Annotated in this window: 16 protein-coding genes; 9 read left to right on the forward strand and 7 right to left on the reverse strand. The window is 42.7% G+C overall.

Annotation, left to right across the window (positions count from 1 at the left end; translation table 11 throughout):
• Positions 1-11 precede the first annotated feature (11 nt).
• Positions 12-1,505, forward strand: a complete 1,494-nt coding sequence (locus IH597_11795) for a RagB/SusD family nutrient uptake outer membrane protein (GenBank protein MBE0663135.1) — start codon at positions 12-14, stop codon at positions 1,503-1,505.
• Positions 1,506-1,568: 63 nt separating this feature from the next.
• Entirely contained in the window at positions 1,569-3,050 is a 1,482-nt protein-coding gene (locus IH597_11800) for a SusF/SusE family outer membrane protein (GenBank protein MBE0663136.1), read from the forward strand.
• Between the two features lie 82 nt (positions 3,051-3,132).
• Here the strand turns inward: IH597_11800 and IH597_11805 are convergent, their stop codons facing one another.
• The gene (locus IH597_11805) at positions 3,133-4,503 is read right to left on the reverse strand and encodes an alpha-amylase (GenBank protein MBE0663137.1); all 1,371 of its coding nucleotides are present in this window, start codon (positions 4,501-4,503) and stop codon (positions 3,133-3,135) included.
• A gap of 220 nt (positions 4,504-4,723) precedes the next feature.
• On the opposite strand from IH597_11805, the gene IH597_11810 reads away from it, so the two are divergent.
• On the forward strand, positions 4,724-5,458 hold the full coding sequence (locus tag IH597_11810) for a DUF2807 domain-containing protein (protein MBE0663138.1): 735 nt from the start codon (positions 4,724-4,726) through the stop codon (positions 5,456-5,458).
• Here the strand turns inward: IH597_11810 and IH597_11815 are convergent.
• From IH597_11815 to IH597_11825, 3 genes are all read right to left on the reverse strand, one after another.
• On the reverse strand, positions 5,448-6,860 hold the full coding sequence (locus tag IH597_11815) for a sigma-54-dependent Fis family transcriptional regulator (GenBank protein MBE0663139.1): 1,413 nt from the start codon (positions 6,858-6,860) through the stop codon (positions 5,448-5,450). The genes IH597_11810 and IH597_11815 overlap by 11 nt on opposite strands.
• A gap of 31 nt (positions 6,861-6,891) precedes the next feature.
• Positions 6,892-8,451 (reverse strand): PAS domain S-box protein, encoded by a 1,560-nt coding sequence (locus IH597_11820; protein ID MBE0663140.1) that lies wholly within the window; start codon positions 8,449-8,451, stop codon positions 6,892-6,894.
• A 581-nt stretch (positions 8,452-9,032) separates the two neighbouring features.
• Positions 9,033-11,666 (reverse strand): gliding motility-associated C-terminal domain-containing protein, encoded by a 2,634-nt coding sequence (locus IH597_11825; GenBank protein MBE0663141.1) that lies wholly within the window; start codon positions 11,664-11,666, stop codon positions 9,033-9,035.
• Between the two features lie 170 nt (positions 11,667-11,836).
• Between IH597_11825 and IH597_11830 the strand changes: the two genes are divergently transcribed.
• From IH597_11830 to IH597_11840, 3 genes are all read left to right on the forward strand, one after another.
• Positions 11,837-14,095 carry a bifunctional (p)ppGpp synthetase/guanosine-3',5'-bis(diphosphate) 3'-pyrophosphohydrolase gene (locus IH597_11830; GenBank protein MBE0663142.1) on the forward strand — a complete coding sequence of 753 codons (2,259 nt, stop codon included), beginning with the start codon at positions 11,837-11,839 and terminating at the stop codon, positions 14,093-14,095.
• 115 nt (positions 14,096-14,210) lie between these two features.
• Positions 14,211-14,690, forward strand: a complete 480-nt coding sequence (locus IH597_11835) for a transcriptional repressor (GenBank protein ID MBE0663143.1) — start codon at positions 14,211-14,213, stop codon at positions 14,688-14,690.
• Between the two features lie 232 nt (positions 14,691-14,922).
• A complete protein-coding gene (locus tag IH597_11840) occupies positions 14,923-16,230 on the forward strand; it encodes an adenylosuccinate synthase (GenBank protein ID MBE0663144.1) in 1,308 nt (435 codons plus the stop codon).
• Positions 16,231-16,693: 463 nt separating this feature from the next.
• On the opposite strand, the gene infB is transcribed toward IH597_11840, so the two are convergent.
• From infB to rimP, 3 genes are all read right to left on the reverse strand, one after another.
• Positions 16,694-19,690 carry a translation initiation factor IF-2 gene (gene infB, locus IH597_11845; protein MBE0663145.1) on the reverse strand — a complete coding sequence of 999 codons (2,997 nt, stop codon included), beginning with the start codon at positions 19,688-19,690 and terminating at the stop codon, positions 16,694-16,696.
• 144 nt (positions 19,691-19,834) lie between these two features.
• The gene (gene nusA, locus IH597_11850) at positions 19,835-21,070 is read right to left on the reverse strand and encodes a transcription termination/antitermination protein NusA (GenBank protein ID MBE0663146.1); all 1,236 of its coding nucleotides are present in this window, start codon (positions 21,068-21,070) and stop codon (positions 19,835-19,837) included.
• 27 nt (positions 21,071-21,097) lie between these two features.
• Positions 21,098-21,550: a ribosome assembly cofactor RimP gene (gene rimP / locus IH597_11855; GenBank protein ID MBE0663147.1), complete on the reverse strand. Its 453-nt coding sequence runs from the start codon at positions 21,548-21,550 to the stop codon at positions 21,098-21,100.
• Positions 21,551-22,031: 481 nt separating this feature from the next.
• Between rimP and IH597_11860 the strand changes: the two genes are divergently transcribed.
• The 3 genes from IH597_11860 to IH597_11870 all read left to right on the forward strand — a co-directional run bounded on the left by IH597_11860 (position 22,032) and on the right by IH597_11870 (position 26,304).
• The gene (locus IH597_11860; GenBank protein ID MBE0663148.1) at positions 22,032-23,588 is read left to right on the forward strand and encodes an MFS transporter; all 1,557 of its coding nucleotides are present in this window, start codon (positions 22,032-22,034) and stop codon (positions 23,586-23,588) included.
• On the forward strand, positions 23,527-25,062 hold the full coding sequence (gene malQ, locus IH597_11865) for a 4-alpha-glucanotransferase (protein MBE0663149.1): 1,536 nt from the start codon (positions 23,527-23,529) through the stop codon (positions 25,060-25,062). The genes IH597_11860 and malQ overlap by 62 nt, the downstream gene beginning before the upstream one ends.
• A gap of 138 nt (positions 25,063-25,200) precedes the next feature.
• Positions 25,201-26,304, forward strand: a complete 1,104-nt coding sequence (locus IH597_11870; GenBank protein ID MBE0663150.1) for a carbohydrate kinase family protein — start codon at positions 25,201-25,203, stop codon at positions 26,302-26,304.
• Positions 26,305-26,348 lie beyond the last annotated feature (44 nt).

The raw sequence follows: 26,348 nt of genomic DNA on the forward strand, positions 1-26,348 counted from the left end.
AGCGTACAACGATGAAAAGAATACTTGCAATCTTATTACTGATCGGTGCGACTTTTGGATGCACCAAGCTGGATGACACGCTCTATGACCGGATTCCTGCTGACGAATATATAGCCGACCCTATCCTGAAAATGAGCCCAATATACGCCCCCATGCGTGAACTTCTCGACGGGGGTGGCTGGTGGTTCGCACAGGAACTTACAAGCGACGAAGTTGTTGGCCCTACCCGTGCCGGAGACTGGGATGATGGCGGAAAATGGCGGGTGTTGCATCAACATACCTGGGACAATAATACCGAAGCAATAAACAGCATGTGGAGCCGCTTCTATGGCGGAATTGTTGAAGCCAATAAATTTATTGAAGAGCAACAGGATCTTGCAGGCAACCCCATTATTGATGAAGCGCTTGCAAAGGCAAAAATCCTCAGGGCCTATTACTATTACCTGCTCATTGATAATTACAAGGATGTTCCTTATGTAACCACCTATTTGACCGCCGACCCTCAACCAAAGCGCAATTTCAGGCATGAAATATTCCAGCGGATAGTAGCCGAAGTTGAAGAGGGAGTGCCTTTGCTGAGTCCAAGTTCGTCAAAAACTGGAGTTACCAAAGCTATGGCCTGGAGTTTGCTAGCCAAGTTGTACCTGAATCATGCTGTGTATACTGGTAGTGCAAATCCTCAATACTGGGAAAAAGCAGAGGCTGTATGCGATAGCATAATATCTTCAGGTTCGTTTGCGTTAGAATCAAACCCACTTGCTCCATTTATTACAACCAATGAATCCTCCTCTGAAAATATATGGGCAATACCCTACGACGAGGATACATATACAGGCAATAACTTACACATGAGAACTTTGCACTATAACAGCAATCTTACTTTTGAAATGGTCGTGGGCCCATGGAATGGTTTCGCAGTGATAGAGGCACATTACAATACCTACGAAGCCGACGACCTGCGCCATGATTATTTCTTGGTCGGACAGCAGTACACGTACGCCGGCCTTCCTATCAGTGATCAGGGCGCTGGTGGAGTTCCACTCGTATTCTCACCGGCAATTCCAGCATTAACAATGGGTGCCGGAAATACTCCACAGGAGATACGCATGTCAGGTGTCAGGGTTGCCAAATTTGAAATCAAGCGTGGTGCTAAAGCCGACCTTAGCAACGATTTCCCCGTTTTCAGACTTGCAGACATCTATCTGATGAGGGCTGAAGCATTGATCCGACAAGGCAAAAGCGGTGATGCTGATGTGAATATGATACGCAACCGTGCTGGACTGGGAAACTGGAGTGGGGTAACTCTACCTATGCTGCTCGAAGAACGCGGCAGGGAATTATTCTGGGAAGCACACCGCAGGCAGGATCTTATCCGGTTTGGAGAGTTCAACAAGGCATGGTGGGAAAAAGATGCCTCTACCCCCGACCGTAACACTTTCCCAATTCCACAATGGACCATTGACTCTAACCCAAATCTTGCATTGGAACCAGTTTCACTTAATTAATTTAATCATATATTTGCACTTAAAAATGTCCTGTATTTCTAACTAAATTTAAATCTTAAAAAAATGAAAAAGAATCAGTTAAGAAAATTGTTGTACTTTATGAGCGTATTGATGCTCGCAGCAATGGTTATGGTATCTTGTAAAGATGATGACGATGACGATGATCCAATTCTTGTAGAAGATGGATTCTACATTAAAGGTGCTGTGACTCCATTTGCAGATCTCGATTTTAAAGGCATTCTTGCCGCCGGTCAAAACGAAGTTGGGCAGGTAATGAGACCAGGCATGTTTGAAAAATATGTCGCCCTGCAAGCCGGAGCAACGGGGTTCAACATTGTCCAGGTTGCCGGTCAGACTACAACCACATGGGGGCCAGCTACCGTTGAGTCAGTTTCAACCGATGGTTTAAACGAGCAGCCCAATATCACAATTCAGAAAGGTACACTTGGAAACACCGGTGTATTCACTGTTCCTACAGATGGACTCTACCATGTGATCATTGATACCCAAACAGGTGTTTTCGTAATTGCACCAGTTCCTTATTGGGCAATCTTAGGTGGATCGACTGCTTTAGGCTGGTCAGATAGCCAAATGCCACTTGTTGGTGCTTTTAGTATGACGGCTATGACCTTCAAAATTGAAAACCTTGAATTGAGGGCCGGTAATTTCAAATTCCGCTATGGTGGTGGTTGGAAGCTTGAAATAAATGGCGATACCATAAAAATTAATACCAATTTTGGTGGCGTAGTTAGCGGAACACTGCCTAACCTTACCACTACACTAGTTCCTGGTGGACCTGACTATCTTTTTGATGCTGCAAACGAAGGTGTGTATACTGTTACACTGGACTGGACTGTTGCCGATGGCTTCAAATCAACCCTTACCAAAACCGGTGATGTTGAACCACTTCCAGAATACCCTGAAGCCATGTTCCTTGTTGGTGATGCTACAGCCTATGGCTGGGATGCACCAGGAAATACCGATGAAGCATTGATGCACAAAGCTGCCGGTGGTGTTCCTACTGAAGGTTTATTCTGGAAAATTGCACACCTCGAAGCTGGCCTTGGATTCAAACTGGCAGCCGAAAACTGGGGCAATCCGAATTTGGGCTTCGCTGATGTTAATGAATTTGACATAGATGGTATTGTTGTTACCGAAGCCGGTGGCAATATGTCAATCGCAACAAGCGGAATGTACATGATTGTTCTGGACTTAAGGAATGAAATGATCAAAGTTTCAATTAAAGAAGCTGCCGTTTATGGAATTGGTGATGCATTTGGCGGTTGGGATGCTGGTGTTGAAGCCAACAAATTTATTGTGGATAATACAGCTAAAACACTCACTTCACCGGCACTCGTTGCCAATGGTAACATTCGTATGTATGCTTCACATGCATGGATTCCTGATTGGTGGAATGCTGAGTTCAATGTATTTACAGGAAAAATAGAATATCGTAATGATGGTGGCGACCAGGCTGCAGTTGCAGGTACTACCGGCCAGGTTATTACCCTAATGTTCGACGATAATACTGGAACTATACTCTAAGCATTAAAGTTGCTAGATTAAAAGAGGCTGCCCTAACAGGCAGCCTCTTTTGTTTATACCATAAAACGTTGACAATTTACCTTTAACTGTAATACACCCGGTATTCCCAGGGCGCTATGGTTATACTCGTATTTGGTTCGAACCTCATGCTTTCGTAGATGAAAGCCGTTTTATATTCCCTGACGTAAAGATCGCCTTTCAGAATAGTTTCAACCACTTCATCAGAAAAGTTAAGGATCACAAAAACTTCTGATTTGCCTTTCTGGCGCATAAAAGCAAATAATTTCTCATCGTCACCGGTGTTGATCCTTGTGTAAGAACCACCATGGATACCATTCCACAAAGCAGGCACATTGTGCTTAAGGGCTAGCAATTCGCGGTAAAAATCTTCGTAAGGAATTTCTGACCAGTCAATTTCATCTTTCTCGAAAAAAGCTAGCATTTTGTTCATGGAAGCTTCCTGCCCATTGTAAATTAAGGGCATGCCCGGTATGGTAGTCGTTAGCACAGCAAAAGTGAGAAGCCCTTCACCCAAACGGGTATGCTCCGTTGCTGCCCAGGAGTTTTCATCATGGTTGGAGGTAAATTGCATCAAAATGGCTTCAGGTGGGAATTTCTCCTGGTTCACACGAATCATTGAATCCAGGTGGTTTGCGTTTTTCTTCCCTGCAGCTACCTCGTTCATAACACGGTGCATAGCCCAGCCGTACGACATATCAAAAGCAAATTCATGATGCTCGGGAACCTCGGCCTCAGCAAGCATAAAAACAGGCTTTACCTGATCCAGTTCCTTGCGGGCGCGGTTCCAGAATTCTGTTGGAACCATGAAAGCCACGTCACATCGAAAACCATCAACATCTGCTTCCTTAACCCAAAAAATCAATGCATCAATCATGTAATCCCACACTTCAGGAACCTCGTAATTAAGTTGTACTACATCCGACCAATCAAAAGGCGAGACCATATTCCCTAAAGAATCGCGTGTGAACCATTCAGGCTTTTCATGCACAAGTTTATTATCCCAGGCAGTGTGGTTGGCAACCCAGTCTATGATCACATACATACCCATTGAATGCGCCTCATCAACCAGTTGCCTGAAATCATCAAAGGTTCCGAACTCCGGATTTATTGCCATGTAATCCTTCACAGAATAATAACTTCCAAGGCTTCCTTTTCGATTCAGTTCTCCAATAGGGGTTATTGGCATCATCCATAGGATGTTCACACCCATGTTTTTCAATCGGGGCAAGTGCTCACGAAACGCGTTAAAAGTGCCTTCGGGTGTAAATTGCCTGATATTCACTTCATAAATATTCGCACTTATGCTCCAGTCCGGATTAATCACATGACTCCGAACTGCTTCAGGTTCAGATTTTGTTCCAGGTGCGCAAGCAATGAATACCGTTAGCAATGAAAATGCAACTAAAATGAATCTTAAATTTTGTTCCTTCATGATTTATTTGTTTTAAAATGATTGACCAAATATATGCAAACAAAACTTAAGTACAAATGAATTTTGTGTGCTCAAATCTGGATTTAGGAAATTAAACCGGCACTACACATCGCAACTTCCGCCATTCATCATTAAGAAATAAGGTTCTACCGAAATTCTTTTTCACTGGCATGATTACCGGTATACTTTTGCCGCATAACCCCTCTGAAAACATAACGCCATGAAAACACAGAAACTTTTAACACTCTTTTTGTTATTAACAACACTCGCTCTTTGCAGCGCTTGCTCAAAACTGGATGAAGGTATTGGAATCACCGGCCAGGGGCCAATGCTGGAAGAAACCCATCAAACTGGTAGTTACAAAAACATCGAAGTTGATGTTGATGCCGATGTATTCCTCACCCAGGGCGACACACAACCTTTGCTTATAAGTGGCCAGAGCAATATTCTCAGCAACCTTAACATTAGCGTTAGCGAAATGACTCTAAGAATAAACTATATCGAAAACGTCAACACGCATGAAAGGCTGCAGATTTATATCAATCTACCCAATCTTGAAAACCTCTCAACGGCCCGCGGGGCGCATATACGGTCATTGAACACATTTAACACCAACCACATGATCATTCAAGTGTATGGTTCGGGCACAATAAGTATGGACATTGAAGATGCTGAAGAAATAAGCACCAGTGTAACAGGTTCAGGCTATATAACCCTTAATGGTAAATCCCACGAACTTAAAGTGGTGATTAGCGGGCCTGGCTATGTTGCAACTTCCGGTTTAGTTACCAAATACGGAAATGTATGGATCAAAGGATCAGGAAAATGCGAGGTTAACAGTATTGATGAACTTACTGTTAACATCAACGGAAATGGTAAAGTACTTTATGCCGGGAACCCGAACACATTGATTTCTCATCTTTCAGGTAACGGTGAATTACGTTCTATTGAATAATATTCTTATCAGGTAAGAATTTGGCCTCTTCCTTAATCTGGTATTTCAGGATTTTCCGGTCAAGTGCCTGCCTGGATATATTTAAGATTCGCGCAGCTTTGGATTTATTGAATTTGCTTTGCAGCAACACATTGGTTATAGCAGTCTTTTCAACGTTATCCAATTCAAAGTTTTGGTTTGCAGTTTTTGCAGGGTTTGCACTGCCAGGGCATTTGTGAATTGAGTTCATATACCTGTACTGAAGCACATTGTCGTCACAGAGTATCATCGCCTGTTCAATTATATTCCTGAGTTCACGCACATTACCCGGGAAATGATAATTTTTTAGTTTTTCGTAAACCTTCTCCTCGACTCCAATAATATTCTTCTCAAGTTTTTTGGCAAAATGCTGAACAAAATAGTTGATAAGTTCAGGTATGTCTTCTTTGCGTTCACGCAATGGCGGAATATGGATTTCGAATGAATTAAGACGGTGGTAAAGGTCAACGCGGAACTTCTTTTCTCCAACCATTTCCTCCAGTTTCTGATTAGTGGCTGCTATGATGCGCAAGTCGAGGCTGATCTCTTTTTTCGCTCCAACCCTGCTGATAATTTTGTCATCGAGCACACGAAGAAATTTTGCCTGAACACTTAAGGGCAACTCACCAACCTCATCGAGAAAAAGCGTTCCGTGATGTGAAATTTCGAACCAACCTGATGTGTTTTCGACTGCGCCTGTAAAAGAACCTTTTTTATGACCGAAAAATTCACTCTCAAACAATGACTCGGGAATTGCCGAACAGTTTACACTGTGGAAAAAATTATCCCTGCGTTTACTCATGGCATGTATGCTGCGTGCAATCAATTCCTTTCCGGTGCCGCTTTCGCCTGTAATCAGCACGGTAGTTGATTCAGTATCAGCAACCCTGGAAACAATATTGATGATTTCTTTCATTGCCCCACTAACACCTACAATCTCAAGTCCAAATTTTTCTTTCAGCTTTGTTGAAACAAGGCTGTAATTAAGCTCTGCCTGCCTTTGCTTACTGAGGGTTTCGGCAAACTTATGTGTTCGCTCCAATGATTGTCTGATCTCAGCAAGGCTAAATGGTTTGGTAAGGAAATCGTTTGCCCCGACCCTAAGCGCATCAATAACAGTGTCCATGTCACCATTTCCGGTAATGGCAACGGTATCAACATTGGTGTACCGTTCTTTGATTTGCTGTATTACCTGTATGCCACTCATTTCAGGCAAATAAACATCTACTAGTGCAACGTCAATGTTTTGTTCATCTAAAATCCCAAAGGCTTGCGATGGTCTTTCGGCTGTAAAGGCTGTGTGTCCGATTTCGTTGAAATAATCACCCAGCAACGTTCTGAAAATTGCTTCGTCATCGAGAACGAGAATTCTTAATGCGTCCATAATTTTCTGTTTTTAAATTTTATACAATTAATTAATCAATCCGGGGAAAAGAAATAGTGAAGGTTGCATATAAGCCTTCCTGTGAATCAACTTCGATGCTTCCATTTAGTTCTTTTATATAATTTTTAACAATTGCAAGTCCAAGTCCGCTGCCCTGCTTACCTTTGGTAGTAAAGAACGGATCGAAAAGGCTATCAAAGTGCTTACTCTTAATTCCCATACCGTTATCGCTAACTTGCAGATTGACCCTTTCTTCATCGTACCAAGTAGTGATTTTTATTTCCCTGTTAAAAGAAAGATCATTTTGCATGGCACCTTTTTGAATAAGAGAATACTTGGCATTGGCAAGCAGGTTTGTAAAAATGGTTGTGAGCCATTTCTCGTTTGCAACGATAACAGGTAAATCGGCCTGAATATCTGTAACAATTTTTATTTTATTTGAGGCAAAGGCCATTTTAAGTAGGTCTAGAACCCGACACAAAGGTTTGATAAGGTTTACTTTTTTAATATCGTTGCATCGCACTTCTTTTCTGAAAATCCTGATTTCATCAATCAGCTCATTGATGCGGGTGATATTGGCTTGAGCCATTTCACACCTTTCGGCCAGAAACTCCCGTGACATGGAACCTGCCTCGAGTTTCTGCTTAAAACTGTCAAGAATAATTTTTAACACACCCAATGGCTGGTTTATTTCATGTACTACCCCTGCAGTAAGGTCGCCCAACAATTCAAGATTATTTCTTTTCTGAAGGTTTTCTATGTCATTGCTAAACAGTTGCCTCGAATAGCTTTTTGCATTCGTGGCTGATTTTCGGAGGAGGTTGTCATTTTTAGGCAATGTGACTGTTAAAACATACACAGTCTTGCTATTAATGTTAAGATAGTGGCCTGTTAAATGTATAGGCAAAAGCACGCTATAACCTACTTGCAAGTGAAAGGAGATGTTAACATTTTTTCTATCGGCTGCCCTGCTTTTAAAATGTCTTATTATTCTGAAGCGTTCATTTTGAGGAATAAACCTTAATATTTCAAAACCTTTTTCCATGTGGAAATTATTCAGTAAAGAGTATGAATACAACACGGCTGGGTTAACATACTCTATTTCCTGGGTTTCAAAATTCACGATTACATTGAAACTTGTGTTCTCAATAAATGACTTTAAGATATCAGTATGGTCGAATGAGTTAAGATTTAAATGATCAGGAATGGCTTTCTCCACCAATGAAATATAACCTGAAATTTGCTTCGAATCATCAATGATTGGCGTGGTATGCCAGTTACAGGCGATAAATTCCTTCTGTTTGTTTATGTTCCGGTAAAAGGTAGTAATATTGAAAGTGCTGAAGGCTATCTTTCTTCTCCATAAATCTACTGATGTGCTTTGATCCTTTGGAACAATCGAACCAAGCAGGCTCTTGCCTAAAATCTCCGATTCGGTATAGCCAAATAAGTTTTCTGCTTGCTGATTCAATTTAGCAATGTTCAGATCCTTATCGTAAATTATCAAGCCCATGGGTAAATTCTTCGGAATGTTCATGGGCAAAAACTCATGTAAATCCTCTTTTTGTGAATAACTGATGATGGTTTCCATCTGATGAAGGTTTGTGGTTTGATTGATGTGTCATTAGGAAAGCAAGAATAGCCCCGGGGTGCAGAACGAGAAACTCAGAAGGTTTCCGGATATGGATTTTTGTTTTCTTCATATGGTTATTAAGCGTTGATGGGGCTTGAATAATACAAAAGCATTATAAACTTTCAAATTTTCCATAAAACTGATCTTGCGGGGCAACTCCGTAAGATCAGCAATAAACAGGAAAGGATTTGGTTTAAGGTTTGGGCAGATGATGATCCGTTAATCATCCTGTTCAGCTTGAACTGAAATATCTGCTCAAAAAACTTTAAACTGATAAAAAGTCGTTAAAAGTCAGGATATGACCTTCTCAAACTCTTTAATATAAATTCGACCGTTCCCGCAACAAATATAGTTCACCAAATGAGCTATAGCAAATATTTATACGCGGTGTAGCGATCTATTTATTATTCGTATGGGTTTTGCCAGTATTCGTAGCACTTTATTTATTATTCGTAAAATTGAAAATGCCCGTTTATGGTCATTTTTTATGAAATCGCTACGAATTTTAGTTATGAAAAGGCCAGATTATGGCTCATAAGTCATCTTAAAATATGAACGCTGCCCGAAATTGAGCGTTTTCTACTCCCTTCAAGTGTGATTTCGAATACATCACAAACAAAGAAATATACTCCATCCGGGCAATCTGCATTGGTGCTCATATTTCGCCCATCCCATCTGATACCAGGATCATTGGATTCAAAAACCTGTGTACCCCAGCGGTTAAATACGACCAAATCAATTCGTTCAACTCCTGCATAACCAGGAAATGGTTCCCAGTAATCATTGTAACCATCATCGTTTGGTGTGAACATATTGGGCAGGCGATACAACGGGCAAGCATCGGAAGCTATGCATACTTCATTGGAGAATCCGCTCATATTGCCATTGAAGTCGAAGGCTGTAATGGCATAGCACCCGGCTACTGATATAGGCATGCTATGAATAAATATGGTGTCAGTTGCAATATTTGTTGAATCAAGGATTGTAAAATCGCCACTAGTTTGTTGGCGGAACCAGATATAATACTTTTCTGTATCATCAGTGTCCGGGCAATAATTATCGGTATTGGTCCAGCGAAGAATATTCTCCAGGACATCACAGTCGGTTTCCACCACAAGGAAAGGAGGGCAGGGAGGTGTATGATCGGAAGGAACGCCACAGTTTTCCTGCGAGTAATTCACTATAGGTGAAACAAGGCCGCCAATCTGATAATCACCAACACTCATTATTTTATAGCAGTAGCTTGAACCGTTCAGGAGATTGGTATCTGAAAATGAGTTTGTGGAAACCACAGTTAACGAATCAAACGTCTGAGTTTCGAGGTTTTGGCGGAATATAATGTAATAATCATTGATCCATGGCACATTCACATTCCAGCTTAGGTTTAGTCTCTCATCGTCGGGCTGGATTTCGAGAAACATTGTTGATGCTGATTGAGATGAACCGACTAAAAACCGGTTACCAGGTGTGTTATTGATTAAGTCAATTACATAATGGAATTGGTTGTTTACGGTATTCAGGTTGTAATTCACATAAATAGTATCATTCAGGCTGCTTAGCGAATCAATAACTTGAAGAGGTTCCGAACCGGTTCCTCTGCGGATTATATACTTAAATGGCCCGGGCGTCTGGCTCATGTCCAACTCAGTTGGTTTCGACCATGCAATGTAAACAGCGCCACTTGTAGTTGAGGTTTCCATTACGCTGCTGTTGGTAATAATTGGTACATCACGCTTGAGCGAGGCGCAAGTTTCATTTGAAGCATAACTTTCTGATCCGTCAGGGAATATTGCAGTAACAAGGTAGCAGTACTCAAGGCCATGAATGAGCGACTGATTTTGTCCATCATCGCTGAAACTATTGTCAGGCCAGGGTTCAGTCCCTGAAACAAGCTGATATCCTAATGAAGTTGGGACTCCGGTGATGCAATTTCCGGATGAATACCCGGTTGCGCCGGTTCTTCGATACACCCGGTAGCCAATAACATTTTCGCAAATGCTGCTTCCCCAATTCAGATTAATATTGTTCCCAAAGGGTTCAGCAATAAGATTTTCAGGCGCCGGCCCAATTACTCTTATGCTGACTGTTTTTAAATCAATAAGGTTGATAGGGGTTCCATCGTCCTGTGCTTTGAAGTACAACAAGTATGGTTCCAACCTTACATGTGTGCAATGAGGTGACCAGATAAAGGTAGAAGTAACCTGGGCTGCTGAATCAAGCGGCTGGGGAAAACTTGCAGGATTAACGGCTAGTAACAGCGGTTGTCCTACTCCGGTCAATGTTATCACATCGCCGTCAGCATCGGTAGCAATTACTGGTAAGATCAGTGTTTCACCAGCAACTGCACATGTATCGCTCACAGCTTGAATAATCGGTGGGTTCGGGTTATTCTCGCATGAACCTATAATCACCTGCAAATCCCGGGTTACGGTTCCAATCAGAATGCCATTTCTCCACTCTTCAATGAGAATTGCTAAATTAAACTCGCCTTGCATGGTCGGAGTTTCCCACACCAGGTCTCCACTTTCGAGGTTGATTGTAATAAAATCAGATGCAGCCGGCAAAGTGTAACCAGGGATTGGCTGGCCATTAAAGCCTCTGCATTCAACAAGTTTGTATGAGAGGCTGTCGCCATCCGGATCGAATGCCCCGGTATTGTGGATAAAAGTATAGCCAACACAACCATTATCAATAGGAGGCAGCAGCAACTGAACAGAATTGTTTGGGCCAAGAAATGGATTAATCACCAGGGTTGTCTGCACATAAAAAGGCACATCCACTGAATTGGGAATATTGATCACACCGGCATTCCGGTTCGGATCCTCAACTGAAATGGTATAGGTGTCAGCGCCTGTATAGGTGTGTGAACCTGTATATACATTTCTTCGAACATTGATTGCGATGATTTCTCCTATATGATCGCAAAAGGTTCCTGCCGGTGTTAAACCTGAAGGCCCGTTTACCCTTGGTAACATCGAAGATATACCATCCCCCCAGAGAATCTCAAGTTCACAGCGGTCAGCCTGGCTTGGCGCAAAAGTGTATGTTACAATGGTAAATTCATACGTGAGGCCGGAAATATGACGGTAGGTGATTTCGCCGGAACGTTGATGTGTTGCATGAGCAGCAAGACACATCAGAAGAATAATATTGAGAAGTAGAATTTTTTTCATGGCTACGATACATTTCAAAAGTAGTAATTAAATCAGAACAGCGCTCTTTTATTGAAATTTTCAATCAATATTGTGGCCGCTTCCTTCATAAACAATACAACCAGCTCACCGCTCAGGATTATATTTGCTAACTTTGTGCAGGATATTATTACAAACGACAGCCATCTTTTATGTTTCAAACCGATCCTGATCGCGAGAAAAAGGAAATAATCAAACGCTACCGGAATATCTTGCAGGCCTTGCCTTCTGATGCAACTTTGAAAGACAAGCGCTTGATCAGGAAAGCTTTTAACCTTGCACAGGATGCCCATAAAAACACCCGCCGCAAAAACGGTGATCCATATTTATATCATCCATTGGAGGTTGCGCAAATTGTTGTCGCTGAGATCGGACTTGGCTCTACAGCAGTAGTTTGTGCGCTTTTACACGATGTTGTTGAAGACTCTGACTATACCCTCGATTACATTGAGTTGCACTTTGGCGAACGTGTAAAGAATATCATTGACGGGCTTACTAAAATCGAAGAAATTCCCGAGGTTGAAACACCCAGTATGCAGGCTGAAAACTTCAGAAAAGTGCTCGTTTCGCTTTCAGCCGACGTCAGGGTCATACTCGTGAAACTCGCTGACCGCCTTCATAACATGCGTACATTGGATTCAATGGCACCCGAAAAGCAAATGAAGATAGCTTCAGAAACGCTGTTTCTTTATGCACCACTTGCCCTTCGCCTTGGCTTGTACCAGATCAAGAGTGAACTCGAAGATCTTTCGATAAAGTATACTGAACCTGGAGTATATGAAACCATCAACCAGAAACTGAATGAAACTAAATCGGGCCGCGAAAGATTCATTCATGAATTTGTGATGCCCATCAAAGAATCGCTGGGAAGGCAAGGTATTAAATACGAAATCTCGGGCCGCGAAAAATCTGTGCATTCGATCTGGAGCAAAATGCAGGAAAAGGAAATTCCATTTGAGGAGGTTTTTGATGTTTTTGCGATCCGTATCATTATTGATTCCGATCCTGAAGAAGAAAAAGTTGATTGCTGGCGGGTTTATTCAATTGTAACCGATCATTATCGCCCCCAGCAGAATCGTCTGCGCGACTGGATCTCAACGCCCAAGGCCAATGGCTATGAATCTTTGCACACAACAGTAATGAGCCAGACAGGGCAATGGGTGGAGGTTCAGATACGCACCCGAAGAATGAACGAAGTGGCCGAACGAGGTTATGCTGCTCACTGGAAATACAAGGAAAAAGACAATGGCAACTCTGCAAGGCTTACAACACTCGATCGTTATCTACTTCGCATTCGTGATTTGTTGCAATCGCCCGATCCAAATGCTCTGGCCTTTCTGGAGGATTTCAAACTCAACCTTTTTACTGATGAAATCTTTGTTTTTACACCCAAAGGTGAGTTGCGCACCCTGCCGTTTCATTCCTCAGCGCTTGACTTTGCCTACGCCATTCACTCCGAAATAGGAAACACCTGTATCGCGGCAAAAGTAAACCACAAATTGGTCCCGCTTCACCATAAACTTCGTAGCGGCGACCAGGTTGAGATTATCAATTCAAAAAAGCAGAAACCCCGTGATGAATGGCTGGATTGGGTTGTAACCGCCCGCGCCAGGATGCAAATAAAAGATGCGGTTCGTGAAGAGAAGAAATTGTATAGTGCAGAGGGGAAAGAAAAGCTTGTATCATATTTTAAAGCACTTGATGTTGAGTTTACCAAACACAATCTCAACAAATTCATGGACTATTCAGGAATCGCCAGCAACATTGATCTTTATTATATGGTTGCTAAAGGCGATATCACTCAAAAGGACGTGAAAGATTGTTGTCAGGATCAGCAAAAGGCAGGATGGTTTAGCTTTGTGCGCTTTCCTTTCTCGAAGTCAAAGTCGAATGAATCAAAACCTCTCGGAAAAATGATTGCTGAAAAAGTAAAGAGTACACCTGAAGCATTGCTACTGGGTGGAGATTTTACTTCAGTTAATTACACCATTTCCAAATGCTGCAATCCTATTCCCGGCGATGATGTTATGGGTTTCATCACACAGCAGGGAAGCATTAGCATTCATCGTACCAATTGCCAGGAAGCCGTGCAATTGAGTTCTAAATACGGTAACAGGATCGTAAAAACCAAATGGAAAAGCAGAGAAGCAATTGCTTTCCTGGCAGGATTGAAAATATCAGGAATTGACCGTGCAGGACTCTTACTCGATATTGTTAACCTGGTTTCTGATAAACACAAAGTTAACATCAAATCATTCGTACTGGACAGTTCTGGTGATTTCTGGCAGGCAAGCATCATGCTCTACGTTCACGACACCATCAAATTGAGGGCTGTTATGGATGATTTAAAAAAGATCAAAGATGTCAAAACAGTAACTCGCATTGACCGCCTCACCGAAAACCAGGCCTGATTCTCATTAGCTTTATACTTGCAAACCAGCAGAATAAAAATATTTTATTTTTATTTGTTCTAAATAGTGATAGAATTTTATTACTTTAGCGCGCAAACCAGCTATCTAACGTTTTATGATAAAAACTAAGGAAACTGATAAGCAAACATTTGAGACAGTAAAGAGAATTTTCATTGAGTACCTGAATCTGAACGGGCATCGGAAAACTCCCGAAAGATTTTCAATACTTCGCGAAATATATGCCACTGACGGACATTTTGATGTAGAAACCCTTTACATCAGAATGAAGAACAATAAGTACAGGGTTAGCCGTGCAACATTGTATAATACAGTTGAACTGTTACAAAGTTGTGGCCTCGTAACCAAGCACCAGTTTGGCAATCATTCAGCTCAGTACGAAAAATCATATAAGTTCCGGCAGCACGATCATTTCATTTGTATTGACAGCGGTGAGGTCCTGGAATTTTGCGATCCAAGAATACATGAGATACAAACATCCATGGAAAAAATGCTCAATGTAAAGGTTACCAACCGCAGCCTGACTTTTTATGGCTATCGCAACGGTGTGGAACCTTCAGCAGGAGAAGAAACCTAAGTGGTTCACTACTTTTTTTGAAAGGATTCATCTTTTCCGTTGTCAACATCCTCGCAATCCTCAGTTGTGTACCTTATAAAAATCAAGGCGAATAAATTCAGCTGTTTCTTTTGGCGTTGTCCTTCAGGTTTCATAATTTTACCACATTGTTTTCAAAAAAACCCGCACTTCCAGGCAACATCTAGCAGAGCAGTGTTTTTTAATGCTCATCATTATAAACCCTGATGAAAAAATGAAAATTGATGTGTTGTTAGGCCTCCAATGGGGCGACGAGGGAAAAGGGAAGATCGTTGATTTTCTTGCTCCGCATTATGATGTGATTGCCCGCTTCCAGGGTGGCCCAAACGCCGGCCATACTCTTGAGTTCGAAGGGAAAAAGCAGGTATTGCACACAATCCCTTCGGGAATTTTTCATAAAAAGAAAATAAATGTTATTGGCAATGGTGTGATCATTGATCCTGTTGTGCTCGAAAAAGAGATCAGTCAATTACGAGCGCATGGCCTTGAACCACTTGATAATTTGTTGATTTCAAAAAGGTCGCATCTTATCCTTCCAACCCACCTTCTTCTCGATGCAGTGTATGAACAATCAAAAGGTGATGCCAAGATTGGTTCGACACTCAAAGGTATCGGCCCCACCTATACTGATAAAACGGCACGTAACGGGATAAGGGTCGGAGATATTACTTCACCGGCTTTCACTGTGAAATATCTGGAATCGCGCAAGAGGCACCTGCAACTGGCTACATTGTTTTGTGCGAACCCTAATGAAGTTATCATACATGGTAAGAGCCTTCAGGAATATGAAGCGCAATGGATGGAAGCATTGGAACTTCTAAAAAAGATTGAAAAAACCGATAGCGAATACTTTATCAACGATTGCATTTTGCAGGGAAAGCGTGTATTGGCCGAAGGTGCCCAGGGCACTTTGCTTGACCTGGATTTTGGAAGCTACCCCTTTGTGACCTCATCCAATACAATAACTGCCGGTGTTTGCTCGGGTCTTGGTGTTCCGCCAACAGCTATTGGCAGGGTATTTGGCGTTTTTAAGGCATATTGCACAAGAGTTGGCAGCGGACCATTCCCGACTGAACTTTTCGATAAGCAGGGAGAAATGCTCAGGCAACAAGGTAATGAATTCGGTTCAACCACCGGTCGCCCTCGCCGTTGCGGCTGGCTTGACATGCCTGCCCTCAAATATGCCATCATGCTTAATGGCGTCACTCATCTGCTGATGATGAAGGCCGATGTGCTTAACCAGGTAGAAACGCTTAAAATTTGCAAAGCCTATAAAACTCCTTTCGGCGAAGTCAATCGCATGGCCTGGGAAGTGCTGGAACAAAAAATCGAGCCGGTTTATCAGGAAAAAGCGGGATGGCAGCAAACGCTTGAAGGACTGGAAAGTTTTCAGGATTTGCCTCAGACGCTGCAAGAATACATAGCATTTATTGAAAATGAGTGTATGGTTGAAATACCCGTACTTTCTGTTGGACCCGACCGCACACAAACCATCATCAAGCCTACTTTCCTGAAGGATTAAGCAAGTTTTGTGATGCAGTAATGCAGTGATACAGTAATGCAGATGGAGGGATGGAGTAATGGAGTAATGGAGTAATGGAGTAATGGCATGTTGTGCCAAAGTTTGCGAAGAGCGAGTCCGCTTTGAAAAAGGGGGCTAGGGGGATTGAATTACTTAATATGTTTGTGACGGAATGGTGGAGTGATGGATTCCGGTTGCTGAGCTTGTCGAAGCCTGGAGTGTTGGAATTATTGATTCAAAATTCCAGATTTAAGATTCGCAAATCTACAAACGACAGCTATTTGGATATTGGGCTTTGCACTTTGAACTTTGAATGCAGTCAGTTTGGGGATTTCGGGTCCGCTTGTCGCCAAGTTGGGTTTCGGATGCCAACTGCTTACTGCTACTGCTTACTGCTACTGCCAACTGCCACTGCCAACTCATCGCTGAAGGGCAGATTTCTGAAACGGAAAGTCTTAGATAATTAGGTCTTGCGTTTTACCTCTATCATTTCGTAAGCCTCAATGATGTCATTAACTTTGATATCATTGAAGTTATCAATGTTAAGTCCGCAATCCTGGCCGGCATAGGCTTCTTTCACATCATCCTTGAAACGTTTGAGCGAGCCAAGTTTTCCGGTATATACAACGATGCCGTCCCTGATCAACCTGATCTTGGAATTACGCATAATTTTTCCGTCAAGCACCATACATCCTGCTACGGTTCCAACCTTAGTGATTTTGAACACCTGCCGTACCTCAAGATTACACAGAATCTTTTCTTCATAGGTGGGCGATAGCATGCCTTCAATGGCCGCCTTGATTTCATCAATGGCCTGGTAGATGATTGAATACAAGCGGATATCAATCTGTTCCGATTCGGCAAGCTTACGTGCACTAAGTGTGGGTCGTACCTGGAAACCGATAATGATCGCATTTGAAGCGCTTGCCAGCAACACATCACTTTCTGTGATAGCGCCCACTGATTTATGGATCACATTCACCTGTACCTGTTCGGCGCTGAGTTTAAGCAAGGAATCAGACAAAGCTTCAACAGAACCATCCACATCACCTTTAACAATAATATTCAGTTCCTTAAAATCACCGATGGCAATACGGCGGCCAATTTCATCAAGGGTAATATGTTTCTGTGTTCTGAGTCCCTGTTCACGTTGTAGTTGCTGACGTTTAAGTGCAATATTTTTAGCTTCACGTTCATCGGCCAATACATTGAACTGATCGCCGGCTTGCGGCGCTCCGTTCAATCCAAGCAATAGCACCGGAGTAGCCGGGCCTGCTTTGGTAATTGCCATGTTTCTTTCGTTGTACATGGCTTTTACGCGGCCATAGGTAGTACCAGCCAGTACCACATCGCCTATACTGAGGGTTCCGTTCTGAACCAATATCTTTGCCATATAACCACGGCCTTTGTCCAACGCTGATTCAATTACCGAACCCTTGGCCAGGCGGTTTGGGTTGGCTTTGAGATTGAGGAACTCGGCTTCAAGCAATACTTTTTCAAGCAGCAATTCGATGTTCACGCCCATTTTGGCTGATATTTCCTGGCTTTGGTATTTGCCACCCCAGTCTTCAACCAGTATATTCAATTTTGAAAGTTCTTCCTTAACGCGTTCAACATTAGCGTTGCCCTTATCAATTTTGTTTATTGCGATCACAATTGGAATCCCTGCAGCCTGTGCATGGTTGATGGCCTCAACGGTTTGAGGCATCACATTATCATCGGCAGCAACTACAATGATAGCCACATCGGTGACCTTGGTTCCCCTGGCACGCATAGCTGTAAAGGCTTCGTGACCCGGGGTATCGAGGAAGGTGATTTTCCGGCCACCATCAAGCACAACTTCATAAGCGCCAATATGCTGGGTTATGCCACCGGCCTCGCCTGCAATAACATTGCTATGCCTGATAAAGTCGAGCAACGATGTTTTGCCATGGTCAACATGGCCCATCACGGTAACAACAGGATGCCTTTCAATAAGATCTTCCGGTTTGTCAACTTCAGACGACTCGTCAATGGCTTCCTGCACTTCAACGCTCACAAATTCAACTTTGTAGCCAAACTCCTCAGCAACGAGAACCAGGGTTTCAGCATCGAGTCGCTGGTTGATTGAAACGAACAATCCCAGGCTCAGGCAGGCAGCAATAATTTGGTTCACAGGAACATTCATCATAGTTGCCAATTCGTTGGCGGTCACAAATTCAGTAACCTTGAGTTGTTTTTGATCGTGTTCTGATCTTTCTTGCTCCTCGAGTTTATGCTGGCTAACCATTTGGCGTTTTTCACGCCTGTGCTTCGATGCCCTTGACTTTCCTGTTGGGCTGAGGCGTTGCATGGTTTCGCGGATCTGACGCTGGATTTCTTCCTCCGTAGGCTCAACTTTATGAACATCTCTTTTGACACCTCTGCGATCCTTTGGTTTGCCTCTTTGCGGTTCTGATTTTTCAGTTTTTGTATCAACAGGAGCTGCCTCCGTTTGCTTCTTGATGCGCCTGCGTTTCTTTTTCCTGCTTCCAACCTGATCATCAGAAGACGAAGCCACTGGCTTTTTAGGCTCGGGCTTTCTAGGTTCGGGAAGCTTGATATTACCCACGATGGTTGGTCCATTAAGCTTGATTTTTTCGCGTGGCATAAACCGGGGGTCAACTTTTTCAGCAGGAACCTCGGGTTTTTGTACCTCTGGTTCATGTGTGGCCGTGGGTTGTGGATCAGGTTGTGGATCTGTTGGCTCAATAGTTTCTGCAGGCTTCTCTGCTGGCTTGGCTTCAGGCTCTGCTTTCTTTTTCTGCTGGGCTGATTTCTCTTTCCTCTCCTTCTCTTTTTCAGCTTTTGATTTCCTGTCGGGTTTGGTCCTTGTGTTCATTGCGTCAAGGTCAATCTGGCCAACGATCTTCAAATGGGTTTTATCCTTGCTTTCAGTTTCAGATGTTTTCTCAGGAACTTCAGAAGTTTCAGATTTTTCCGGTTCTGATACAGGCTGCTCTGCCGCGGTTTTCGAAACTTCGCTTTCATCTTTTACAACTTCCGCTACAGGTTTTTCTGGTTCAACAGCTACAATTTCATCCTCTTTCTTAGCAGGTTCAGCAATTTTTTCAGGTTCCTCTTTGGGTTTTTCGGTCTGAACCGCTTGTTTTTCAGCAGCTGCGGGTTTCAGCAGTTCCTTGGCATCATGTGGCATATTTTTGATTACCACTTCATCAACTTCCTCTTCCTCAACCTTTGGCTTTTTGAAAGCAGCAGGCTTAGATTGCTGATGATGGATGTATTCAAGTTCAATTTTCTTTGCTGATTCTTTAACAGTTTTCTCGGATTGGAACTCTTTAACCAATAGTACATACATCTCAGGCGAAAGTTTGGCATTGGGGCTATTATCAACCTTATGACCTTTCTTTGAGAGAAAGTCAACGATTGTTGCAATCCCAATATTGAACTCTTTCGCTGCTTTGGCCAGCCTTACTGCAATATTTCCTTCCGACATATAACTCCTTAATTTTCTAAGACTTTTGGCTGTGTAAAAGTACACCTTTTTAAAAAATGCTTTCAATTACAGCAGTTCAAAAGTAAATGCTTAATTTATCTATCTGATTGATCATTCAATCATTAATCCTTATTCAAACTCAGTTTTCAAAATCCTGACCACTTCCCTGATGGTTTCTTCCTCAAGATCTGTACGACTTACAAGTTCATCAATAGTTAATTCCAATACGCTTTTTGCAGTGTCACAACCGATGGCTTTAAGTTCGTTGATGATCCATTCATCAATTTCATCTGAGAATTCGGTGAGGTCAACATCTTCATAATAGGTTTCGGTATCGCGGTAAACATCAATCTCATAGCCGGTAAGTTTACTCGCAAGTTTGATATTGTAACCTCCCTTGCCTATAGCCAGCGAAACCTGGTCGGGTTTCATATACACCTCGGCGCGTTTGTTTTCTTCGTCAAAAGTAATTGAGGTAATCTTGGCCGGGCTGAGTGCACGCTGGATATAAAGCGTTGGGTTCGTGGTATAGTTGATCACATCAATGTTCTCATTATGCAATTCGCGAACGATGCCATGAATGCGCGATCCTTTCATACCTACACAGGCTCCAACCGGATCAATACGGTCATCATATGATTCAACAGCCACCTTAGCCCTTTCGCCGGGAACACGGACAATGTTTTTCAGGGTAATAAGTCCATCGTAAACTTCGGGAACTTCCATTTCAAAGAGCCTTTCGAGAAATACCGGCGAAGTGCGTGAAAGGATGATTACTGGAAGGTTGTTGCGCATTTCAACTTTTGAAACAACAGCCTTGATGGAATCTCCCTTACGGAAAAAGTCTGATGGAATTTGCTCGCTTTTGGGTAAAACCAGTTCAATGAACTCGTCGTCGAGTACCATGATTTCTTTTTTCCAAACCTGGTAAACTTCGCCGGTTACTATTTCGCCAACTTTATCTTTATACTTTTTGTAAACGTTGTCTTTTTCATATTCCTGAATCTTGGCAATCAGGTTCTGGCGTATGGTGAGGATTTCGCGCCTGCCAAAATCCAGCATCTTGATTTCTTCCGAAACATCTTCACCAACTTCAAAGTCGGGTTCAATCTTGATGGCTTCGGAGTATGCTATTTGCATGTTTTCATCTTCAACTTCCCCATCTTCAACAATGGTGCGGCTGCGCCAGATTTCCAGGTCTCCTTTGTCGATATTCACAATGATATCAAAGTTTTCATCGCTGCCATACCTTTTTACCAGCATGCTTCTGAAAACGTCTTCCAGGATGCGCATCATGGTTTCGCGTTCAATGTTTTTGAACTCTTTGAATTCCGAAAAAGTTTCGACCAGATTTATATGTTCCATTTCAGTTTGGTGTAAAAAATTGTTTTTCTATTTAAATGAAATCAGGCACAAGGCTCTTACAATCTCTGTATAATTTAATTCTATGGTGTCGCCGGTAATAGTTTTCCGGCCTTTTTGTGTTTCGGTCTGTAATTGAATCTTTTCATTATCGGCAGCAAGAAGTTTGCCGGTAATCGCTTCGCCATTCTTTAGCTCAATGCTAAGCTTACGTCCTATATTCTTGATATACTGCCTGGCGAATTTGAGCGGTTGATCCACACCGGCTGTCGAAACCTGAAGGTTGAAATCTTCCTCCTCGCGGTTAAGGTTCGATTCGATATGGCGGGAAAGGGCAACACATTCATCAATGGTAACTCCTTGGTCACCATCAATAAAAACATGGATACTATTGCCTTGTTTTACAATAACATCGGTAAGAAAAACCCCGCTTTCACCGAGCTTTTCTTCAGCAAGTTTTCTTATAAACCTTTCGTCAATCATAAGCTATATCTAATAAAAGAGGGGACTAAAGTCCCCTTCTCCATCTTATCTTAAACACCCCGAGGAAGCAATCGTTAATAATAACCAGGCTTTGAGAACCTTTACTTCCAGGGTGGACCTTTCGTTGCGGCTGCAAAAGTAGTGTTTCTTTTAATGCTGTGCAATAGTTCATAAGAGTTCAATCAATATTCAGGAATATTTAAACCACATTCATACCGGTACCAATCTTGTTACTAAAAAAGTACTAATTTTAGCACTTTTTAATGAGTTTGTCTCAAACTAGTGAGTTTACTGTTTTTTGTCATTCTGAGCGCAGCGAAGAATCTATCCTACAGACAAATAAAGATCCTTCACTTCGTTCAGGATGACAAGATTTGACCAATTGAGACAGCCTCTATTCGCTTACTAATAATTAATTGTCGTTTTCCGGGTGCACACTTAAATATTATTTCATTTCGGTTCTTCTGAATAACAAACACTTATGAAAGCACGACCACGTCTCAATTTCTGGCAAATCTGGAACATGAGTTTTGGGTTTTTGGGAATACAATTTGGTTTCGCATTGCAAAATGCCAATGTAAGCCGTATTTTTGAAACACTGGGCGCCAGCATTGATGCTATACCCATACTCTGGATTGCTGCCCCGGTCACTGGCCTGATTATACAGCCGATCATCGGGCATATGAGCGATAATACATGGACGAGGTTTGGCCGCAGAAGGCCTTATTTTCTGGTAGGGGCTATTTTGGCATCCATTGCTCTGTTTATCATGCCAAACTCACCGGCGCTTTGGGTTGCAGCCGGTATGCTTTGGATCATGGATGCAAGCATCAATATTTCTATGGAGCCTTTCCGTGCCTTTGTTGGCGACATGCTTTTACCTGAGCAGCGCACCAAGGGTTTTGCCATGCAGAGCTTTTTCATTGGTATTGGCGCCGTAGTTGCATCCGGCCTTCCATATATCATGACAAACTTGTTGAACATCCCAAATGTCGCCCCCGAAGGTATAATTCCGCCATCAGTGAAATACTCCTTTTATATTGGCGGCCTCGTATTTTTTCTTGCAGTGCTCTGGACTGTGATCCGAACCAGGGAATATTCTCCGGCACAGCTCAAATCGTTTGAAGAACTTGAAAAATCACATCACGGTGCTGCTGATATCCACGATAGCGAAGAATTGCTCCCTGCATCCAATTACATCAAAGGAAGTTGGTTCTGGGTCATCATTGGCTTATTGCTTACTTCCGGAGTTTATATCTATCATTTAAAAGAGGAACTTTACATACTCACCGCAGGCATCATTGCCTTTGGGGTCATACAATTGCTTACAGGCCTGTTGATCAATGCCGGGAAAAAAGAAAATGGTTTCGTGGTAGTGATCAACGATCTTTTCAGAATGCCTAAAACCATGGCGCAATTGGCAATAGTGCAATTCTTTTCATGGTTCGCACTTTTTGCCATGTGGATTTATACCACCGCTGCAGTCACCAGCCATGTTTTTGGAACCAGCGATACTGAATCCCAACTTTATAATGAGGGCGCCGACTGGGTCGGAGTTATGTTCGCCGTTTATAATGGTTTTGCTGCTACTGTGGCTTTTCTGCTGCCGGTAATTGCACGCTACACCAACCGCAGGGTCACACACATGATCTCATTGATTGCCGGCGGACTGGGATTGATCTCAGTATATTTTTTCAAAGATCAATACCTGCTTATCATTTCCATGCTTGGCGTTGGGCTGGCCTGGGCCAGCATACTCTCCATGCCTTATGCGATCCTCACCGGTTCGCTACCTTCGCATAAAATGGGAACCTATATGGGCATTTTCAATTTCTTTATCGTGATCCCACAAATACTGGCAGCGAGCATCCTGGGCTTCTTTGTAAGCCGTTTAGCCGGTGGACATGCCATTTACGCATTAGTACTTGGTGGTTTCTCCTTCCTGATAGCCGCCATCATGGTATTCTTTGTAAAAGATGCCGACGAGAAAATTATTAAGGACAAACAAAAACAACTTATTTATGAAACTGAAACGTAGTAGTGGTATTCTTTTGCACATAACTTCATTACCAGGCAAATTTGGTATCGGCACTTTCGGCGACGAAGCTTACAAATTTGTTGATTTCCTGATTACATCGGAGCAAAAAACCTGGCAGTTGCTACCATTGGGGCATACTGGTTATGGCGATTCCCCTTACCAATGTTACTCAGCCTTTGCAGGCAATCCTATGCTGATTGACCTTGAAATCCTTGTAAAACAAGGCTATCTGAAAGAAATAGAACTAGAAATTAATCAGCCATTCAATCCCGGTGTTGTTGAATACGACAAAGTTTATGCCCATAAAATGCCTTTGCTTACTGCTGCTGCCAGTCGTTTCCTCGAGAAGACTTCGTGGGCTGAGCAAACCAAATTCGAGGTGTTTTGCCAGGAAAACATATATTGGCTTGACGACTACGCTACCTTCATTGCTATTAAGGATAAACATGATGGCAAACCCTGGTGGGAATGGAATGCTGACCTTCGTTTGCGGAAACAGGAAGCAATTGAAAATATTTTTTCCGAACTCAACAGCTCCATTCAGGTTCTAAAGGTTATACAGTATTTCTTTTACACACAGTGGATTGAACTTCGGTTTTACGCCAACCGCAATGGAGTTCGTATAATTGGTGATATGCCATTATATATAGCACACGACAGTGCAGATGCATGGTGCCATCATGATAATTTCTGGTTCGACAAGCAACGCAACCCTGTAAATGTTGCCGGAGTTCCACCCGATTATTTCAGCGAAACCGGACAACTTTGGGGAAATCCGCTTTACAATTGGGAATATTTGAAGGAAACCGATTTCAAATGGTGGATTGAGCGTGTGAAAGCCAATTTCATTTTGTACGATTATTTGCGAATTGACCATTTCCGTGGATTAGCTGCATTCTGGGCAGTTCCGTTTGGAGAAAAAACAGCTATCAAAGGCGAGTGGATGCCAGCACCCGGAAGAGACTTGTTGCAGGCTGTAAAAGACCAGCTTGGCGACTTGCCCATAATCGCTGAAGACCTGGGTGTGATTACCCCGGATGTGATTGAATTGCGCGATGGATTTGGTTTCCCCGGTATGAAAATACTTCAATTCGCGTTCGATTCAGAGGAGGAAAATGACTTTTTGCCCCATACCTATCAGCGTAACTGCATTGTTTATACAGGAACACACGACAACGACACCACTTTGGGCTGGTACGTATCGAGCAAGGAAAAAGACAAACAAATCCTTCGTGATTATTTTAACCCCGACGAAAGAGATATAAGCTGGTCGTTCATTAAACTGGCCTGGTCATCAGTTGCTGATCTTGCAATTATTCCATTACAGGATGTACTCAGGTTGGGATCCGAAGCAAGAATGAATGTGCCCGGAACGTCATCAGGCAACTGGAAGTGGCGCTACCAGGCTGAAAACCTGAAAGATGAACATGCACTTAAGCTTAAAAAGATCACGAAAACTTTTGGCAGGGTCTAGCGAGGGGCGAAGGGACGAGGGACGAAGGGAATGACGAGCGAAAGGCCGAAGGGTCGGAATGATGAAGCTATATGCTTACAAAATTTACCAACAAACAGATAACAAACAATAACTTAATAACCTCAAAATAAAACTAACATGGATCAGGTTGCAACTGTAAAATCGGCATTTAAAAAACTGGAGAACCAGATTGAAACTTTCAGCGTTCTGGCAGGCTTTGATGGGTTTGTTGATGAAATCATTCACGTGGTTGATAAACGCGAGGACATGCAGCGATTCAACCGGATTGAAACCATTGAAGCATTTTCAAAACGCATCGCTACTTATTCGGGTCTCAGCGGAAATATTGAACTGGTTCCGATCCAGATTAAATTAGGGGGTAATGGCCCAATTTATGCCAATATGTTGCTGGCTCAAAACCATAAGATCGTTTATATGGGAGCGTTGGGTGAAGGCGAAGTACACCATGTATTTCGTGAATTCGCCGATGCCTGTGAAAAAGTAATAAGTATGGCAGACCCGGGTCACACCGATGCACTTGAATTTCTCGATGGTAAACTAATGCTTGGCAAGATGAACAAGCTTGAGGACGTAAGCTGGGGCAAGCTCCTGACATTTATCCAACAGTCGGAACTTGAGAAAATCCTCAAAAAAACCCACCTTGTAGCTTGCAATAACTGGACTATGCTCGGCAAACTCAACAGTGTGTTGCTTGGATTTAACTCGCTTTTTGAGTCAATGAAAATCAAACCCGATTTGTTCATTGACCTCGCCGATCCGGCAAAACGTACAGGCGATGATATTGCCATCGTGCTGGAAATCCTTAACCGTATGCAAACCAATGTGATTTTAAGCATGAACCAGAACGAATCGTCCATTATTGCCTCGGTGCTTGGGATCGTAGAAAAAGATATTATTGAAAGAGCCATAAAAATCCGCTCACAGCTTGACCTGGCTGCCATTGTAATTCACCCTGTTGAAGGAGCAGCAGTTGCAACCAAAACTGAATCAGCGTGGGTAAAAGGGCCATACACACCCTCACCGAAACTCACTACAGGCGCTGGCGATAATTTCAATGCCGGGTTCAGTCATGCATGGATGTATGGTCTTAAGCCAGCCGAATGCTGTGCAACCGGTGTCAGCACTTCCGGCTTTTATGTGAGAAATGGATATTCGCCCAATAAAGAAGAATTGCTGAAGTTCATGAAGGAATGGGCAAAGGCTGGTTGTGGCGATATTTAGAACCTTTGTTACAAGACATTTGTTCATATGCAGGTAACTTAACC

It is taken from the genome of Bacteroidales bacterium (assembly GCA_014860575.1).
GTDB lineage: Bacteria > Bacteroidota > Bacteroidia > Bacteroidales > JAAYJT01 > JAAYJT01.

Bases quoted from the DNA above. Each gene is read 5' to 3' on its own strand.
- IH597_11810 (MBE0663138.1), top strand. From the start codon at position 4,724: ATGAAAACACAGAAACTTTTAACACTCTTTTTGTTATTAACAACACTC.
- IH597_11825 (MBE0663141.1), bottom strand. From the start codon at position 11,666: ATGAAAAAAATTCTACTTCTCAATATTATTCTTCTGATGTGTCTTGCT.
- IH597_11830 (MBE0663142.1), top strand. From the start codon at position 11,837: ATGTTTCAAACCGATCCTGATCGCGAGAAAAAGGAAATAATCAAACGC.
- IH597_11795 (MBE0663135.1), top strand. From the start codon at position 12: ATGAAAAGAATACTTGCAATCTTATTACTGATCGGTGCGACTTTTGGA.
- IH597_11870 (MBE0663150.1), top strand. From the start codon at position 25,201: ATGGATCAGGTTGCAACTGTAAAATCGGCATTTAAAAAACTGGAGAAC.
- rimP (MBE0663147.1), bottom strand. From the start codon at position 21,550: ATGATTGACGAAAGGTTTATAAGAAAACTTGCTGAAGAAAAGCTCGGT.
- IH597_11820 (MBE0663140.1), bottom strand. From the start codon at position 8,451: ATGGAAACCATCATCAGTTATTCACAAAAAGAGGATTTACATGAGTTT.
- IH597_11805 (MBE0663137.1), bottom strand. From the start codon at position 4,503: ATGAAGGAACAAAATTTAAGATTCATTTTAGTTGCATTTTCATTGCTA.
- IH597_11840 (MBE0663144.1), top strand. From the start codon at position 14,923: ATGAAAATTGATGTGTTGTTAGGCCTCCAATGGGGCGACGAGGGAAAA.
- IH597_11835 (MBE0663143.1), top strand. From the start codon at position 14,211: ATGATAAAAACTAAGGAAACTGATAAGCAAACATTTGAGACAGTAAAG.
- IH597_11800 (MBE0663136.1), top strand. From the start codon at position 1,569: ATGAAAAAGAATCAGTTAAGAAAATTGTTGTACTTTATGAGCGTATTG.
- nusA (MBE0663146.1), bottom strand. From the start codon at position 21,070: ATGGAACATATAAATCTGGTCGAAACTTTTTCGGAATTCAAAGAGTTC.
- malQ (MBE0663149.1), top strand. From the start codon at position 23,527: ATGCCGACGAGAAAATTATTAAGGACAAACAAAAACAACTTATTTATG.
- IH597_11815 (MBE0663139.1), bottom strand. From the start codon at position 6,860: ATGGACGCATTAAGAATTCTCGTTCTCGATGACGAAGCAATTTTCAGA.
- IH597_11860 (MBE0663148.1), top strand. From the start codon at position 22,032: ATGAAAGCACGACCACGTCTCAATTTCTGGCAAATCTGGAACATGAGT.